We start from the raw sequence: 15,281 nt of genomic DNA, 5'->3' as shown, positions 1-15,281 counted from the left end.
GGAGGGTTCAGGAAGCGAAGGCGTCGTCGAGCAGTCTGGCCAGGCGTGGCCCATCCATGGCATCGGTGACGAGGTGCCGCGGCAGCGCCTGCAGCGGGTCTTGCCGGCGGACAGGCCTGTTGCCCAGGCTGAACGAGGCGGCGTAGCCGACGCGCCCGGCCAGCGCCATCAGGCCTTCGTCGGTCATGCCGAAGGGCCAGGCGAGCAGGGTGGGATGGGCGCCCAGCCGCTCCTGCAGCCGCTGCCGGCTGCGCACCAGCTGATCGGTCGCGAAGGCCTCGAAGGCCTCCGGCGACAGGTGCCTGCGCTCGCGTGGCAGATGGGGATGCCAGTAGGTGTGCGATTCGATGCGGTACAGGCCCGTGGCCTGCATCTCGGCCAACTGCTCCCAGCGCATCGCGTAGTCGGCGTTGGAGACGGCCGAAGGGTAGACGAACAGCGTGACCGGCCAGCCCGTGCCGCGCAGCATCGGACCCATGTGCTCGGCCTGGCTGCGGTGGGCGTCGTCGGCGCTCAGCGCGACGGCGCGGGGTGGCAGTGCCTTCGACTCTCCACGCCGCCACGCCACCACGTCAGCCAATGGCACGACCTGGCAGCGTGCGTCCTGCAGCACCTGCAGGTGCCGCTCGAAGGTGGCCAGGCGCACCGTCATGCCGTCTTCGGCCGTCCGCGCGAACCGGTGGTAGACGAGCACCGGCACGCCCGTCGTGGCAGCTTCTGCGTGGACGGCCCCGCAACAGCCGGCAGCGCCGAGGGCTGCGCAAAAGGCTCTACGCGAGAGGCGGGTCGCGCCGGGCTCGGTATGGGTGGGGCGACATGGCATCGACTCCATTCTTCGACCGCGGCTTGCCCGACACCTTGACGAATCGCACGCAGCCGCCCGCGAAAGCTTCCTTCAGTCGGGTTGCCTGACCAGCAGGACCGGCACGGGCGACTCACGCACGACCATCTCGGCATCGCTGCCGAGCGTCAGCCGGTTGAAACCGCGGCGCCCGTGGGTGCCCATGACGACCAGCCGGCAGTCCTTTTCGCGGGCCTGCTCCAGGATCCCCTCGCAGATGCGCGGCGAGGTGATCTCCCGTAGCACGGTCTCGGCGACCACGCCGGCCTTCTCGCAGTCGAGCTTGGCGCGGGCGAGGAGGTCCTCGCCGTAGCCGCGCAGCTGCAGCCGCATCTCGTCGTAGGCGACGGCCGCCGCCATCTCGACCATCAGCGGATAGGTCGACACGACGTACAGCAGGCGAAGGCGGGATTTCAGCCGCTGGGCCAGCCGGATGGCCTCGCGCAAGCCGGCCTCGGAGGTCGGGCTGCCGTCGATGGGGACCAGGATCGTCTCGTACATCACGTTCTCCAGCGGCCGGGGCCCGCAAACTCACTGAATGGCAATCTGGTGGCTGGACGCGTCGCTGCGCTTGGGCAGCGTGAGCTTGAGCACGCCGTCCTCGAGCTTGGCGACGACCTGCTTCTCGTCGATCTCGTGGGCCAGCGAAAAGCCGCGCGACGAGCTGCCGACGTAGGTTTCCTTGACCAGCACCCGGCCGCCGTCGGACTTCTCTTCCTTCTCCTTCTTCACCTCGGCGCTGATGGAGACGTAGTTGCCTTCCACGCTGACGCGGATGTCGTCCTTCTTCGCGCCGGGGATCTCGGCGCGAACCCGGTAGTCCTTGTCGGTCTCGGTGACGTCGATCTTGATGTCGCCGGGCACCTGCTCGTTGAAGACGCTGGGCTGGCCGAACCGGCGGAAGAAATCCGGCAGCAGGTCTTCGAAGCGCTCGCGGCGGGTCAGTGCAGTCATGGTCTTGCTCCTTCTGGCGCGGTTAAACGGGTGGCCGGGCTCAGCTCCCGAACCCGACCCGACCATCCTAGGAAGCCGTCGCGGCGACGCATTGCGCTCGATCAATCGACGCGGCGCGGTGGACACCCGCAGGGACGGCAGGTTCGCGCCTTGAGCGACCTCAAGGCCAGGCGGCCGCGGCCGCACCAACATCGCCGCCGTGATGAACTTTCTCGGGGGATTCGAAATGGTGGCGGCCGGATCGCGTCAGGCGACATGAGTTCGTTGGCGCTCTCCGAAGGGCTCAGCGAAGAGGAAGCGGGGCGGCGCCTGTCGGCCCACGGCCCCAACGAGATCGAGGACCGCGAACGGCATGGCCTGCTCGCCACGCTGCGCGGCGTGGCCACCGAGCCGATGTTCCTGCTGCTGCTGGTGGCCGCGGCGATCTATCTGGTGCTGGGCGACCTCGGGGAAGGGCTGCTGCTGGCCTTCTTCGCAGCGGTCACCGTCGGTCTCGTGATCTTCCAGGAGCGCCGCAGCGAACATGCGCTCGATGCCTTGCGGGTGCTGGCCTCGCCGGAGGTGCGGGTCCTGCGTGGCGGCCGGGTGCGCCGCATCGCCGCGCGCGAGCTGGTGCCCGGCGACCTGTTCCTGGTGGGCGAGGGCGAGCGTGTCGCGGCGGACGGCCTCGTTCGCGAGGCGCACAGCCTGTACGTGGACGAATCGCTGCTCACGGGCGAATCCGTGCCGGTGCTCAAGGCGGCGGGCGAAGGCCGCTCGTTCCCGACGAGCGAACCCATCCTGGGCGAGGACGGCCGGCACGTCTACGCGAGCACCCTCGTCGTCTCCGGCCACGCGGTGATCGAGGTGCTCGCCACCGGGCGCGACACTCGTGTCGGCCGCATCGGGGCATCGCTGGCGGAGATCGATACCGCGCCGACACCGCTGCAGCGCCACCTGCGCCGCCTGGTGCAGGTGTTCGGCACCGCGGCCATCGCCACCAGCGGAGCGCTCGTGGTCTGGTACGGACTGCAGCGCGGGGACTGGACGCAGGGCGTGCTGTCGGCCATCGCGCTGGGAATGGCGATGCTGCCGGAAGAGTTCCCTATGGCGATGACCGTGTTCCTCGCCCTGGGCGCCTGGCGGCTGGCACGCATCAAGGTCCTGTCGCGGCGGCCCGCCGTGATCGAAGCCCTCGGCTCGGCCACCGTGTTGTGCGTCGACAAGACCGGCACCCTGACCGAGAACCGGATGCAGCTGCGCCGGCTGGTGACCGATGGCGTGGATATCACCGTCCAACCCGGCGAGCCCCTTCCCGAGCCGGTGCACCGGCTGCTCGAGTTCGGCATGCTGGCCTCCCGGCGCGACGGCATCGACCCGATGGACCAGGCGCTGCTGCGCCACGGCGACGCGGTCCTCGTCCATACGGAGCACCTGCACCCCGAATGGCGACTGACGCACGAGTACCCGCTGAGCGCGGAGCTGCTCGCGATGTCGCACGAGTGGACCGATGGGCAAGGTCTGCATCGCGTGGCCGCCAAGGGCGCGCCCGAAGCGGTGTTCGACCTTTGCCACCTGGAGCCGCCTCGCGTCGAGGCGCTGCTGGCGAGGGTCCGGCGGCTGGCCGAGCAAGGCCTTCGCGTGCTGGCCGTGGCCGAGAGTGCGGCTGCCGATGGCGAGACGGCGAAGGAGCAGCACGACCACGACTTCACGCTGCTGGGGCTGGTGGCGTTCGAGGACCCGCTGCGCGCGAGCGTGCCCGAGGCCGTGGCTCAGGCTCGCCAGGCCGGCATCGCGGTGGCGATGATCACCGGCGACCACGTCGCGACGGCGCTCGCGATGGCGCGCCAGGCGGGGATCGACGTCGATGCGGGGGCGTTGACTGGTGCGCAGATCGAGCGCATGGACGAAGGCGCGCTCAGCGAGGCGGTCCGCCGCATCCGCGTGTTCGCGCGGGTGATGCCGGAGCAGAAGCTGAGCCTCGTCGAGGCCTTCCGGCGCAATGGCGAGACCGTGGCCATGACGGGCGACGGGGTGAACGACGCGCCGGCGCTCAAGGCCGCGCACATCGGCATCGCCATGGGCGTGCGCGGCACCGACGTGGCCCGCGAGGCGGCCGGCCTGGTGCTGCTGGACGAGGACTTCGGCCGCATCGTCGGCGGCGTGCGCATGGGCCGGCGCATCTTCGACAACCTGCGCAAGGTGATGATCTACATCACCGCGATCCACGTGCCCATCGCCGGCCTGGCGCTGCTGCCGCTGCTGTTCGGCCTGCCGCCGCTGCTGCTGCCGGCCCACGTCGTGCTGACCGAGATGGTGATAGACCCGGTGTGCTCGCTGGCCTTCGAGGGCGCGCCCGAAGACCCGCGCCTCATGCAGCGTCCGCCGCGCCGTTCCGACGAGGGCATCGTCGGCTGGCCCATGCTGTGGCAGGGGTTGGTGCAGGGCGGGTGCCTTCTGGCGGGGACGATGGCGATCTACATGCTGGCGCTGCAGGCCGGGCGGGACGGCGACGCCGCGCGGACGCTGGCGGTGATCGGCCTCACCGTGGGCAACCTGCTGCTTGTCGCCGTCAATGTCACGGCAGGGGTCGGGTGGCGGGCGCTGTCGGCGGCGAGCGCGCGCTCGTTCTGGGCCATCAGCGCCGGGGCGTCCGCCGCGCTGGCCCTGGCCGTGGCCGTGCCCGGTGTCCGGGGCCTCTTGCATTTCGGGGTGCCGGCCGTCGGCGATCTGGCGCTGGCCCTCGGCATGGTGGTCGCGTCGATCTCGCTGGGCGCGGTGCTGGGCCTGCGCAGGCGCGCACCGCGGTAGCGGGTCAGGTCCCTTCGCCGGCCCGGTTCAGCCGGGCCCGCAGCGTCGTGATCTCGTCCAGCAGGTCGAGCACCACGGCCGTCGCGTGGGCCGAAAGTTCCAGGTCGCGGGACAGCCTCGACGCGACCCGCGCCCGCTGCAGGGACGGCCCGGAGAACTGCCAATCGTCGGGGCCGCTCCCGGTGGGTTGCAGCACGCCTTCGTCGACCAGCTGGATCAACCAGGCGCGGTCTGCTCGGCAGGCGTGGCCGAGGTCGGCGAGCGTGAACCGGACTTCTTCCTCGACGATGACGGCGTCGATGGCCAGGAGCTGAGCGTGAGCCATGATGTTCAAGCCTTCTGGGCGCTGCGGGGGTCGTAGCCGGGGAATGCGCGGGCCAGCGCGGCATAGGCCTCCCTGGCCTGCGCCGAATCCGCGGGCGGCACGTGGATGTCGAGGACGGCGTACAGGTCGCCAGGCGTGGCACCCGGCAGGCCCTTGCCCTTGAGCCTGAGCTTGCGGCCCGACGAGGACCCGGGCGGGATCGTGAGCTGCACGCTGCCCTCCGGCGTCGGGGCCTGCACGGTGGCGCCGAGGGCCGCTTCCCACGGCGCGATCGGCAGCTGCATGTAGACGTCGCGACCGTCGACGCGGAAGCGGTCGTGCGGCTTGAAGACGATCTCCAGGTAGAGGTCGCCGGCCGGGCCGCCGCCGTGGCCGGCCCCGCCCTGGCCCGCCAGGCGCAGGTGCTGCCCTTCGCGCACGCCTTTGGGGATGTTCACGTCGAGCTGGCGCTCCTGCAGCGTGAGGCGCCCTTGCGGGTCCGCCACCGGCGTGCGCAGCGAGATGGTCCGGCGGCCGCCGCGGTACGCGTCCTCGAGGTCGATCACGATCCTGGCATGGTGGTCGCCACCCGCGGCATGCATGGGCTGCGCCGGGCCGCCGCCTCGCGCGTGGCGGCCGAACAGCGATTCGAAGAAGTCGCTGAAGTCCTCGTCGTCACCGGCACCGGCGTCGCGGCCGCTGAACTCGAAGCCGCTGTTCCAGCCGGGCGGCGGCTGGAATTCCTGCCCGCGCCGGTAGCGGCTGCCGACGTCATCGTAGGCGGCGCGCTTCTCGGGGTCGCCGAGCGCCTCGTAGGCTTCGGCCACCTCCTTGAACCGGGCTTCGGCCTCCGGCTCCTTGCTGACGTCGGGGTGGTACTTGCGCGCCAGCTTGCGGAAGGAACGCTTGATCTCGTCCTGCGAGGCGCCGCGCTCGACGCCGAGCGTGGCGTAGTAGTCCTTGAACTCCATGAGGCTCCCCCGCCGATGGCATGGCGATGGGGCACGGTAGGCGGTTGCATCCGACCATCGCTTGCGCAGGGTCAAGCGTGGCAGTGCATTGACGAGGCGCAAGCCGCTGCCACGGCGATTGCCTAGAGTGACCGCCAGTCCTTGCAGCATCGCGGCCGATCCATCCGGTGGCCGGGTGCGCATTGAGAGGTTGCGCCGTGAACATCCTCGCATCTCCTGCCGCCCTGGCCAGGCCCTGGCTGGCCTCGTATCCCCCGGGCGTGCCGTCCGAGGTCGATTGGCAGGACCGCCCGACGCTCAAGGCCCTGCTCGAGCACAGTTGCCAGGCGTTCGCGGACCAGCCGGCGTTCACCAGCATGGGCGTGACGGTGTCCTACGCACGGCTGGACGAGCTCAGCCGGAACTTCGCCGCCTGGTTGCAGCACTGTGGCGAGTTGCGCAAGGGCGACCGGGTCGCGGTGATGCTGCCCAATGCGCTGCAGCATCCGGTCACCGTCTTGGGCAGCCTGCGGGCCGGCCTGGCCGTGGTGAACCTCAACCCGATGTACACCGCGGCGGAGCTGCGCCATCAACTCATCGATTCCGGCGCGCGGGTGCTGGTCGTGCTCGAGAACTTCGCCCATACCGCCGAGCAGGCGCTGTACGGGACGACCGTGGAGCACGTGGTGGTCACCCGCTTCGGCGACCTGTTCCCCACTGCCAAGGGCTGGTGGGTGAATTTCGCGCTCAGGCACCTGAAGCACGCCGTGCCGGACTGGCGCATCCCCACCGCCGTCACCCTGCCGCATGCGCTGGGCGTCGGGGCGGCGCTGACCTTGCAGGATGCCCGCCTCGACTCCGGCGACTTGGCCTTCCTGCAGTACACCGGTGGCACCACCGGCCGGCCCAAGGGTGCGATGCTGACGCACGGCAACCTGGTGGCCAACGTGGAACAGGTGATCGCCTGGACGTCCGGCCTGCTGAAGGAGGGCGAGGAGACGGTCATCTCCGCGCTGCCGCTCTACCACGTGTTCGCGCTCACGGGCAACCTGCTCGTCTTCCTGCGCCTGGGCGGACACAACGTGCTGGTGCCGGATCCGCGCGACATGCCGCGCTTCATGGCGGTGCTGGAGCACACGCCCTTCACCGTGATCACCGGCGTGAACACCCTGTACGCGGCGCTGCTGAAGGCGCCCGGATTCGCCCGCATGGCCGCGACCCGCCGCGACCGGGTGAAACTGGCCGTGGCCGGCGGCATGGCGCTGCAACCCGCTGTCTCCGATCGCTGGCAGGCCTGCTTCGGCCGGCCGATCATCCAGGGCTACGGATTGACCGAGACCTCGCCCATGGTCTGCGCCAACCCGGTGGATGGGGCCGCCTGCAACGGCAAGCTGGGACTGCCGGTGCCCTCGACCGAGGTGGCGATCCTCGACGACGCAGGCCAGCCGGTGGGCACGGGGACGGTCGGCGAGATCGCCGTACGCGGTCCGCAGGTGATGCAGGGGTACTGGAACATGCCGGCCGAAACCGCCCAGGTGATCAATGCCGAAGGCTGGCTGCTCACCGGCGACATCGGTCGCATGGCCGCCGACGGCTACGTCGAGTTCGTCGACCGCAAGAAGGACATCATCGTCGTCTCCGGCATGAAGGCCTTCCCGGCCGAGATCGAGGACGCGGTCCGGCTGCACCCGGGCGTCGAGGACGTGGCCGCGGTCGGCGTGCCCGATGCCCACAGCGGCGAAGCCGTGATGCTGTTCGTGATCCGCAAGGATCCGGCACTCGACGCGGATGCGCTGCACGCCCATTGCGAGACGCTGCTGGCGGCGTACAAGCGGCCGCGGCGCGTCGAGTTCCGAACCGAGTTGCCGCGCACGCAGATCGGCAAGGTCCTGCGCCGGCAGTTGAAGGAAGAGGCCCGTCGCGCGGCGCAGGCCGAGGCGCAGGCCGCCTAGACCTTCGATCCGGTGATCGGTGCGCTGGCGGAAGGTGCGGCGATGCCGCCGCAGGGCCTCTGCCCTCGCGCATGCGGTCACGCCCGCCGGTGTTCGCCCGCCTGGATCCTTGAGAAGGGCTTGGACGATCTCAATCGGCCCGGACGCGCCGCGGCGTGCGCCGGTGCCCGGCACGTCGACGACGTGCTGGCCTGAAGCGCCGTTTGACGAGTTCGGTGGCTGCCACGTAGGCGGCCACCACCAGCAGCACGCTGGCAAGCATCGCCGGGGGCAGGGGGACCAGGCCGAAGACGGCGGCCAGGGGCGGGATGAACGGCCATGCCAGGGCCACGCCAGCGACGAGCGCCGTCGACACCCACAGCAGCGTGCCGGGCCGGCTCTGCCACGCCGGGCGCCGGGTGCGCAGCACGAGCACGATCGCGAGCTCGGTCAGCAGCGAGACGACGAACCAGGCGGTCTGGAACAGGGCCTCGGGTGCGCGGAAGACCTTCAGCAGCAACCAGAAGGTGAGCAGGTCGAACAACGAGCTGGTCAGGCCGAACACCAGCATGTAGCGCCGCAGGTCATGCACGTCCCAGTGCTGCGCCGCCGCCAACTGGTCTGCGTCGACCCGGTCGGACGAGATCGCCAGTGAGGGAATGTCGGACAGGAAGTTGTTGAGCAGGATCTGCTTGGCCGCCAGCGGCAGAAAGGGCAGCACGGGCGCGACCACCGCCATGCTGATCATGTTGCCGAAGTTCGCGCTGGTCGTGATGCCGATGTATTTCAGCGTGTTGGCGAAGGTGCGACGGCCCTCCTCGACGCCCTGGCCGAGCACGGCGAGATCGGGCCGCAGCAGCACCACGTCGGCGCTGTCTCGCGCGACATCCACCGCGTCGTCGACCGAGATGCCGACGTCGGCGGCATGCAGCGCGGGCGCGTCGTTGATGCCGTCGCCCAGGTAGCCAACGGCGCGGCCGCCGTGCTGCAGCGCGCGAACGATGCGTTCCTTCTGCTGGGGATCCACCTCGACGAACAGCGTCGTCCGTTCGGCGTGATGCCACAGGGCTTCCTGGTTCATGGCGGCGATCTGTTCGCCGGTGAGCATCGTGGCGCCGTCGAGGCCGACGCTCTCGGCCACGTGGGCCGCGACGTGCCGGTTGTCGCCTGTGACGATCTTGATGGCGATCCCTCGCGCGGCCAGCTTGCCCAGCGTCTGCCTGACGCCGGCCTTGGGCGGATCGAGGAAGAGCAGGAATCCGGCGAGGCACATGCCGGTCTCGTCGTCGCGGTCGTAGCGGGCGCGCGGTCCGACCTCGCGGGTGGCCAAGGCCAGCACTCTCCAGCCGCGATCGCCTTGCTCACGGAACCACGCCTGCAGCCGGGCGCGTTGCCCATCGTCAAGAGGCCGTGGCGCGCCGGCGCCCGCCACGTGCGTACAGCAGTCCAGCACGCTGGCGAAGGCACCCTTGGTGACGATGCGATGCGACGTCTCGTCACCGTCGTTCGCCATCACGATCGTCAGGCGCTTGCGCATGAAGTCGTAGGGAATCTCCTGGATCTTGCGCAGGCCGGCGGTCGACAACCCGGCCGCGGTGCCGGCCGTCACCAGCGCGGCGTCGAGCGGGTTGTCGATGCCGGTCTCGAAGGCAGCGTTCAGGTACCCGAGTCGCAGCACGTCCGGCGCGGGCGAGCCGTCGGGGCCGGTGGCGGCTTCCAGCGTCATGACGCCCCGCGTGAGCGTGCCGGTCTTGTCGGTGCACAGCACGTCCATGCTGCCCAGGTTCTCGATCGCCTCGAGGTGCCGCACGATGACGCCTTGCGCGGCCATTCGGCGAGCGCCGGCCGAAAGCGTCACGCTGACGATCGCGGGCAGCAACTCGGGCGACAAGCCCACCGCCAGGGCGACGGCGAACAACATCGACTCTATCCACGGACGGCCGAGTGCCTGGTTGACGATCAGGACGAACAGCACCATCACCACCATCACGCGCAGCAGCAGGGCGCCGAACTGCTGGATGCCGCGTGCGAACTCGGTCTCTGGCGGTGCAACGCGCAAGCGTTGCGCCACGGCACCGAAAGCAGTGCGCTCGCCGGTGTGCACGACGAGCACGGTGGCCGTGCCGCTGCGCACGGAGGTGCCGAGGTACACGACGTTCGTCCGCCGTGCCAGTGGCGTGTCGGCGGCCAGCACCCCGGGCGCCTTTTCCACCGGGAACGACTCTCCCGTCAGGCTGGCTTCGCTGACCAGGAAGTCGCGGCTGTCGAGCACCAGGCCATCGGCTGGCACCAGGTTGCCGGCGGACAGCAGCACGATGTCGCCCGGCACCAGCGCCGATGTCGGAACGGTCTGAACCGCCCCGTCGCGCAGCGCCTTGATCGTCAAGGCCAGTCGCTTTCGCAGCTGGCTCACCGCCTGGGAGGCCCTGTATTCCTGCTGCAAGCCGAGACCGCAACTGCCCAGCACCACCACCAGGATGATCGCGGCATTGAGCCAGTCGCGAAGCCCTGCCGACACTGCGCAGCCGAACACGAGGATCAGCACCAGCGGACTCTTGAATTGCCGCAGCGCGAGTCGGGCCACGCCGCCGTCGGCGGCTTCGTCCAGCGTGTTGGGCCCCTCGGCCTGCAGGCGGCGCGCGGCATCGACTGAAGACAGGCCTTTGTGGTCGCTGCGGAGCGTCGACAACAAGGCTGCGGCATCGCAGCTCCAGTACGAGTCTTGGGGCGCCATCATCGTGGTGGGGAACCTCCTGCCGGTGACGCCAGTTTCCCGCAACGGTTCCGGGCGGCCTTGAGCAACGTCAGCGCAGGCCGCGCATCGAACAAGAGAGCTCCTACGGACCAGGGGCGCGCACGGGCGCGGCCTCAGCCGGCAAAGTATCTCCAGCGTCCTTCCGAGACGACGTTGACACGGCCGTCCACCACCTGGATTGCGGTCTGGTCGTCGATCGCATACGACGGGTTGCCGAGTCCCGCGGCCCAACGCTCGGCGTGGCGCATTGAGTTTTCCGGGAAGTCAGGATAGTCAAGGTGAGGGAAGATCGAGAAACCGACGAGGCCCAGGCCCTTGTCATCGCCGGTGATGGAAGGCTTCATCTCCACGAACGCTTCGCCCACCCGGGGCGTCATGGCCATGCTTCCCGCGCTCAGCCCCATCCACGTCTTGCCGGCCAACGAGGGCAGCAGGTCTGCCAAGCCTGACTGGCGCAGCCAGTGAGCGAGGAACACGGCGTCACCGCCGTCGGCCAGCAGGATGTCGGCGTTCTGCACCCACGCTGTCCATCGCTCGCGGGCCATGTGCGGAAGCACCGTCAGTTCCAGAAGGCCCACCGATTTCCACCCCAGATCGACCATCGGGCAGGGCGTGCGCCGGCCGCTGACAAATCGGTATGCGCCGGTCGCCGTGCCACTCGGATGGCCGTAGTGTGCGGTGGGAATGCAAAGCGCGTGACAGTCGGCGATCGGCTTGCCCAGCAGTTCGACCAGTGCTTGATGAATCTTGGCGTTCTTCACACCCGCGGACGTCAGCAGGAACTTCATGGCTCGCCCTTTCGAAGCGTCGGGCGGCGCCGAATGACCCCACCACATCCCACGACGAACGGCGGGATGGGTTTTCGACAAGCCTGCCGCAGCAGGGGAACTCTTGTCGGCAGATGCTGCGGGTGGCGTCACAAGCGCCGCCACCCTGGTTCAACAACCCGATGCGTGCGCTGCGGGAGGGCGGCGCCGGATCGAGACGGCGAGTGCGGCGCAGGCGGCGAGAAAGACGCCGTCCATGACGAACAACGTGCTCAATTGCTCTGCCCGCGTAACGGGCGTGGCGAGAGCGGGGCGAGCAGGGCGTTCAGGGTGGGCGGGTCGCTGAGCAGCAGGTCGCGAACCCAGTTCGCCGCCGCGTGCACACCCACCGCCGCGGGCACGCTGCGCCAGCGCACGAACACGAGGCCGAACAACAGCGAGCCCACCGTGGTGCCCAGGAGCGCCAACTGCCAGGGCCAGCCGTTCACGACGTGGAACACTGCAAAAAGCAGCGCGGTGGCGAGCTGCGCCGGCCCGAGGCCCAGGCCCTTGATGAGCCGCTCGAAGCCGTAGCCGCGGAACACGAGCTCCTCCACGGCGTTGCCGCACAGCAGCCAAAGCAGCGACCACAGCGCCATGCCCGCGCTGAAGCGCGGGTTCCACGCCCATGGAAAGGGCAGGACCAGTCCTAGGATGAGTGCCATCACCGCGACGAGGGCGGCCCCGCCCGTCAGCCCGGCGGCGAGCTCGCCCAGCCGGCGCCAAGACGCGTCGAGGCCCAGCGCCACGAGCGAGCGTTGCTCACTGCGCAGGAAGGCGTAGGTCAACGCGAAGAGGGCCGCAGCCAGCGCGGCCGGATGCCAGGCGCCGATGGCGTTGGGCACAAGCCAGGTCGGCGCGCAGATCAGCGTGAACAGGGCCCCCCGGCGGGTGGCCGCAGCACGCCCCGTGAGCTGGGGGCTTGCGGGCGGAGGCTGGGTCATGGGGGAACGGCGCGCAGGTCGAACGGAGGGCAGTATCACGCGGCACGCCCCGCATCGCGCAATCAACTGACGGCGGCGCGGAGCGCTTGGGTCTGCCCAGAATATCCGTGTCACAGAGAGCGGGCGCACCCTCGCGGTCTGTCGACATGGTGTCAATGCCGCACTGACTGCAACCTAGCCTGTCTCATGCCCGAGGTCGAACCTGGCAATGACGCGCTGGACGCTCGCCTACGAGGGCGCCGACGCGTCTGGTGCCGTTCGGTTCATGCACAAGTGCGTTCCGCCGTACGGGCCGCAGGTGCGGGCGCGAGGTTCGTCGCCCAACCCCCTGGCCGAGAGGGCGATCAGCGAACCTTTCTTTTCCTCGACGGTTTCGGCGCCGCCTTGCCGCTCCAGAAATCGATCACTTGCCTTGCCGCTTCGGACTGCATGGTCGCCACTTGGCGTTTTGCCGCGGCCGTGGCCTGGCCTCGAGCCGAGCCCATCACCTTGTTGGCGGAGCTGAGCCAGACGCTCATGAATGGATTCTTCGTGGTCCAGGGATTGCGCATGAGATCCTCAACTGGGCCGATATGGCCCGCTCGATGCAGGATGACCGGCCGGGTGCCGGTTGTCACCTGTTCGCGCGCCGCGATCTGGCGTGGTCCATGTCCTACGCCATCACGTGCGCAAGGCGAAGGTCTTCTCGTCACAGTGCGGATGTATTGCCGCGGTAGCGTTGAGCGCAGGCCCAGCCTATTTCGGCCAGCGGGCCGGCGCGGGCACCGGTCGACGTCGCGTCGGCTGCCGCGGCCGTGCCCTCGGCGGCCCGCTGCGCGATGCCGTGCAGGATGGCGGCCATGCGGAACAGGTTGTAGGCGAGGTAGAACTCCCAGTGCGCGCTGCCGTCGCGGCCGGTCGCCGCGCGGTACCGCGCGACGTACTCTGACTCGCCGGGGATGCCCAGCGCATCCAGCTCGAGCCCTTCGATGCCACGCCAGACGGCCGGGCTCACGCGCCAGCTCATGCAGTGGTACGCGAAGTCGGCCATCGGATGCCCCAGGGTGGACAACTCCCAATCCAGCACACCGATGACCCGCGGCTCGGTGGGATGAAACATCAGGTTGTCGAGGCGGTAGTCGCCATGCACCAGCGTCGTTTCATCTCCCGGTGGAATGTTCTCGGGCAGCCATTCGATCAGACGCAGGAGGGCTGGCGGAAGCGGCAGCGTCGATTCGAGGCACTGGCGCGACCAGCGCGCGATCTGCCGCGCGAAATAGTTGCCGGGCCGGCCGAAGTCCGTCAGCCCCGCCGATCCGATGTCGACGCGATGCAGTTCGGCGATCACGCGGTTCATCTCGCCGTAGATCGCCCTTCGCTCGGCAGGCGTCATCCCCGGCAGCGACTGGTCGGTCAGCGTGCGACCCTCCAGGTAGTCCATGAGATAGAAGTGCGTGCCGATGACGGACTCGTCATCGCAGTACAGGCGCATCGCGGGAACAGGGACCGCACTGTCGCGCAGGGCATTCATCACCCGGTACTCGCGATCGATGGCATGAGCCGACGGCAGCAGCTTGCCCGCGGGCCGCTTGCGAAGCACGAGGCGGCGGCTGCCGGCGATGAGGCGGTAGGTCGGGTTGGATTGCCCGCCCGAGATCGGATCGATCTGGATGGACGCCGTGTCGGTCAGGCCTTTGTCCTGCAACCATCTACCCAGAGCCTGACGGAAAACGGGCGACCCGATCGCCGGTGCGGTGTTCTGCGGGAGGGCCGTCACTGTGCGACCTCCGCCGCCTGGACGATCTTGCGCGCCATGCTCCAGCGGTGCACTTCGCTGGGGCCGTCGTAGATGCGGAAGGCGCGCATGTCCATGAAGATGCGCATCACCGGCGTCTCGTCGGTGACGCCCTGGCCGCCGAGCACCTGCATGCTGCGGTCGACGACTCGCCACAGGGCCTCCGAGCAGGCCACCTTGGCGCGGCTCGATTCGAAGTTGCAGGCCTGGCCCTGGTCGAGCAGCCATGCGGTGTGCCAGATGTGCAGGCGCGCGGAGTGAAGGTCGATGTCGTTGTCGGCCAGCATGTAGCCGACGCCTTCGTGCTCGGCCAGCGGCTTGCCGAAGGCGTGGCGCAAGCGTGCATGCCGGATTGCTGAATCGTGCGCGCGCTGCGCCTGCCCGAGCCAGCGCATGCAATGGGTGAGCCTTGCCGGGGCGAGCCGCACCTGCGCATACCGGAATCCCTTTCCGGCCTCCCCGAGGATGTCGGTGGCCGGGACGAGCAGATCGCGGAACTCGAGCACGCCATGGCCGCCGGTGAAGCACCGGTCCATCGCATCCATGCTGCGGCGCAGCCGGATGCCGGGGCGATCCATGTCGGTCAGGAACATCGTGGCCCGGCCGTCTTCGGTGCGCGCCATGACGATGGCGTAGGCGGCGCCATCCGCGCCGGTGATGAACCACTTGTCGCCGTTGATCCGGTAGTGCTCGCCTTCGCGCACGGCCGTCGTCGCGAGCATGCCGGGGTCGGATCCCGCGCCGGGCGGCGGCTCGGTCATCGCGAAGCAAGAGCGCGTGCGGCCTTGCACCTGGGGCCGCAGCCAGCGCTCCTTCTGCTCCGGCGTGGCCACGGCCTCCATCAGGTGGATATTGCCTTCGTCGGGCGCGTGGATGTTCAAGGCGGTGGGCCCGAGCCAGGAGTAGCCCGCCTCCTCGAAGACAGCGGCCTTGGCCACGTGCGACAGACCCAGGCCTCCCATCTCCACGCAGGCATGCGGCGTGAGGAGGCCGGCCTCGCGTGCCAGGCTCACCAGGTCGAGGCGCAGGGACTCGTCGGGGCCATGGACGCCGCAGCGCGGATCGCGTTCGAACGGCAGCACCTGCTCGCGGATGAAGGCGCGCACGCGGTCGCGCAAGGCGGTCAATTCGGGCGGCAGGGAAAAGTCCATCGGTTCCTCCGGTGTGGGCCTGTGCGGTCCATGAACAGCAGATCGTGTGCCAGAAGGCTGCTCGCCGGTGAGCGGACTCGG

General features: G+C 69.4%; 13 protein-coding genes. 2 read left to right on the top strand and 11 right to left on the bottom strand.

The annotated features are described in order from the left end of the window. Positions 1 to 7 precede the first annotated feature (7 nt). From ACS5PM_RS12520 to ACS5PM_RS12510, 3 genes are all read right to left on the bottom strand, one after another. Complete coding sequence (locus tag ACS5PM_RS12520) at positions 8 to 823, bottom strand: polysaccharide deacetylase family protein (RefSeq protein WP_439387966.1); 816 nt, start codon at positions 821 to 823, stop codon at positions 8 to 10. Between the two features lie 72 nt (positions 824 to 895). Next, positions 896 to 1,342 carry a universal stress protein gene (locus tag ACS5PM_RS12515; protein ID WP_439387965.1) on the bottom strand — a complete coding sequence of 149 codons (447 nt, stop codon included), beginning with the start codon at positions 1,340 to 1,342 and terminating at the stop codon, positions 896 to 898. 30 nt (positions 1,343 to 1,372) lie between these two features. Continuing rightward, positions 1,373 to 1,795: an Hsp20/alpha crystallin family protein gene (locus ACS5PM_RS12510; protein WP_439387964.1), complete on the bottom strand. Its 423-nt coding sequence runs from the start codon at positions 1,793 to 1,795 to the stop codon at positions 1,373 to 1,375. 255 nt (positions 1,796 to 2,050) lie between these two features. Between ACS5PM_RS12510 and ACS5PM_RS12505 the strand changes: the two genes are divergently transcribed. Continuing rightward, positions 2,051 to 4,585, top strand: a complete 2,535-nt coding sequence (locus ACS5PM_RS12505) for a cation-translocating P-type ATPase (RefSeq protein WP_439387963.1) — start codon at positions 2,051 to 2,053, stop codon at positions 4,583 to 4,585. A 4-nt stretch (positions 4,586 to 4,589) separates the two neighbouring features. Here the strand turns inward: ACS5PM_RS12505 and ACS5PM_RS12500 are convergent, their stop codons facing one another. Together ACS5PM_RS12500 and ACS5PM_RS12495 are read right to left on the bottom strand one after the other, a co-directional pair. Beyond that, positions 4,590 to 4,910 (bottom strand): chaperone modulator CbpM, encoded by a 321-nt coding sequence (locus tag ACS5PM_RS12500; RefSeq protein ID WP_439387962.1) that lies wholly within the window; start codon positions 4,908 to 4,910, stop codon positions 4,590 to 4,592. A gap of 5 nt (positions 4,911 to 4,915) precedes the next feature. Next, positions 4,916 to 5,860, bottom strand: coding sequence for a DnaJ C-terminal domain-containing protein (locus tag ACS5PM_RS12495; protein WP_439387961.1), 945 nt, complete (start codon positions 5,858 to 5,860; stop codon positions 4,916 to 4,918). Between the two features lie 224 nt (positions 5,861 to 6,084). Between ACS5PM_RS12495 and ACS5PM_RS12490 the strand changes: the two genes are divergently transcribed. Continuing rightward, positions 6,085 to 7,791, top strand: a complete 1,707-nt coding sequence (locus tag ACS5PM_RS12490; protein ID WP_439388205.1) for an AMP-binding protein — start codon at positions 6,085 to 6,087, stop codon at positions 7,789 to 7,791. Positions 7,792 to 7,921: 130 nt separating this feature from the next. Here ACS5PM_RS12490 and mgtA read toward each other — a convergent pair whose 3' ends face one another. The 6 genes from mgtA to ACS5PM_RS12460 form a co-directional block, all read right to left on the bottom strand. After that, positions 7,922 to 10,507 (bottom strand): magnesium-translocating P-type ATPase, encoded by a 2,586-nt coding sequence (gene mgtA, locus ACS5PM_RS12485; RefSeq protein WP_439387960.1) that lies wholly within the window; start codon positions 10,505 to 10,507, stop codon positions 7,922 to 7,924. Positions 10,508 to 10,638: 131 nt separating this feature from the next. Further along, positions 10,639 to 11,313, bottom strand: coding sequence for a Type 1 glutamine amidotransferase-like domain-containing protein (locus ACS5PM_RS12480; RefSeq protein ID WP_439387959.1), 675 nt, complete (start codon positions 11,311 to 11,313; stop codon positions 10,639 to 10,641). Positions 11,314 to 11,564: 251 nt separating this feature from the next. Beyond that, positions 11,565 to 12,275 (bottom strand): CPBP family intramembrane glutamic endopeptidase, encoded by a 711-nt coding sequence (locus ACS5PM_RS12475; RefSeq protein WP_439387958.1) that lies wholly within the window; start codon positions 12,273 to 12,275, stop codon positions 11,565 to 11,567. Positions 12,276 to 12,619: 344 nt separating this feature from the next. Next, positions 12,620 to 12,793 carry a hypothetical protein gene (locus ACS5PM_RS12470; RefSeq protein ID WP_439387957.1) on the bottom strand — a complete coding sequence of 58 codons (174 nt, stop codon included), beginning with the start codon at positions 12,791 to 12,793 and terminating at the stop codon, positions 12,620 to 12,622. A 170-nt stretch (positions 12,794 to 12,963) separates the two neighbouring features. Beyond that, positions 12,964 to 14,031, bottom strand: a complete 1,068-nt coding sequence (locus ACS5PM_RS12465) for a phosphotransferase family protein (protein WP_439387956.1) — start codon at positions 14,029 to 14,031, stop codon at positions 12,964 to 12,966. Beyond that, on the bottom strand, positions 14,028 to 15,200 hold the full coding sequence (locus ACS5PM_RS12460; RefSeq protein WP_439387954.1) for an acyl-CoA dehydrogenase family protein: 1,173 nt from the start codon (positions 15,198 to 15,200) through the stop codon (positions 14,028 to 14,030). Before ACS5PM_RS12460 ends, ACS5PM_RS12465 begins: the two co-directional genes overlap by 4 nt. Positions 15,201 to 15,281 lie beyond the last annotated feature (81 nt).

The sequence above is a fragment of the Ideonella flava genome (assembly GCF_051857595.1).
Lineage (GTDB): Bacteria > Pseudomonadota > Gammaproteobacteria > Burkholderiales > Burkholderiaceae_C > Ideonella.
Note: the sequence above shows the minus strand (reverse complement) of the source record. Positions and strands in the feature narration are given on the sequence as shown.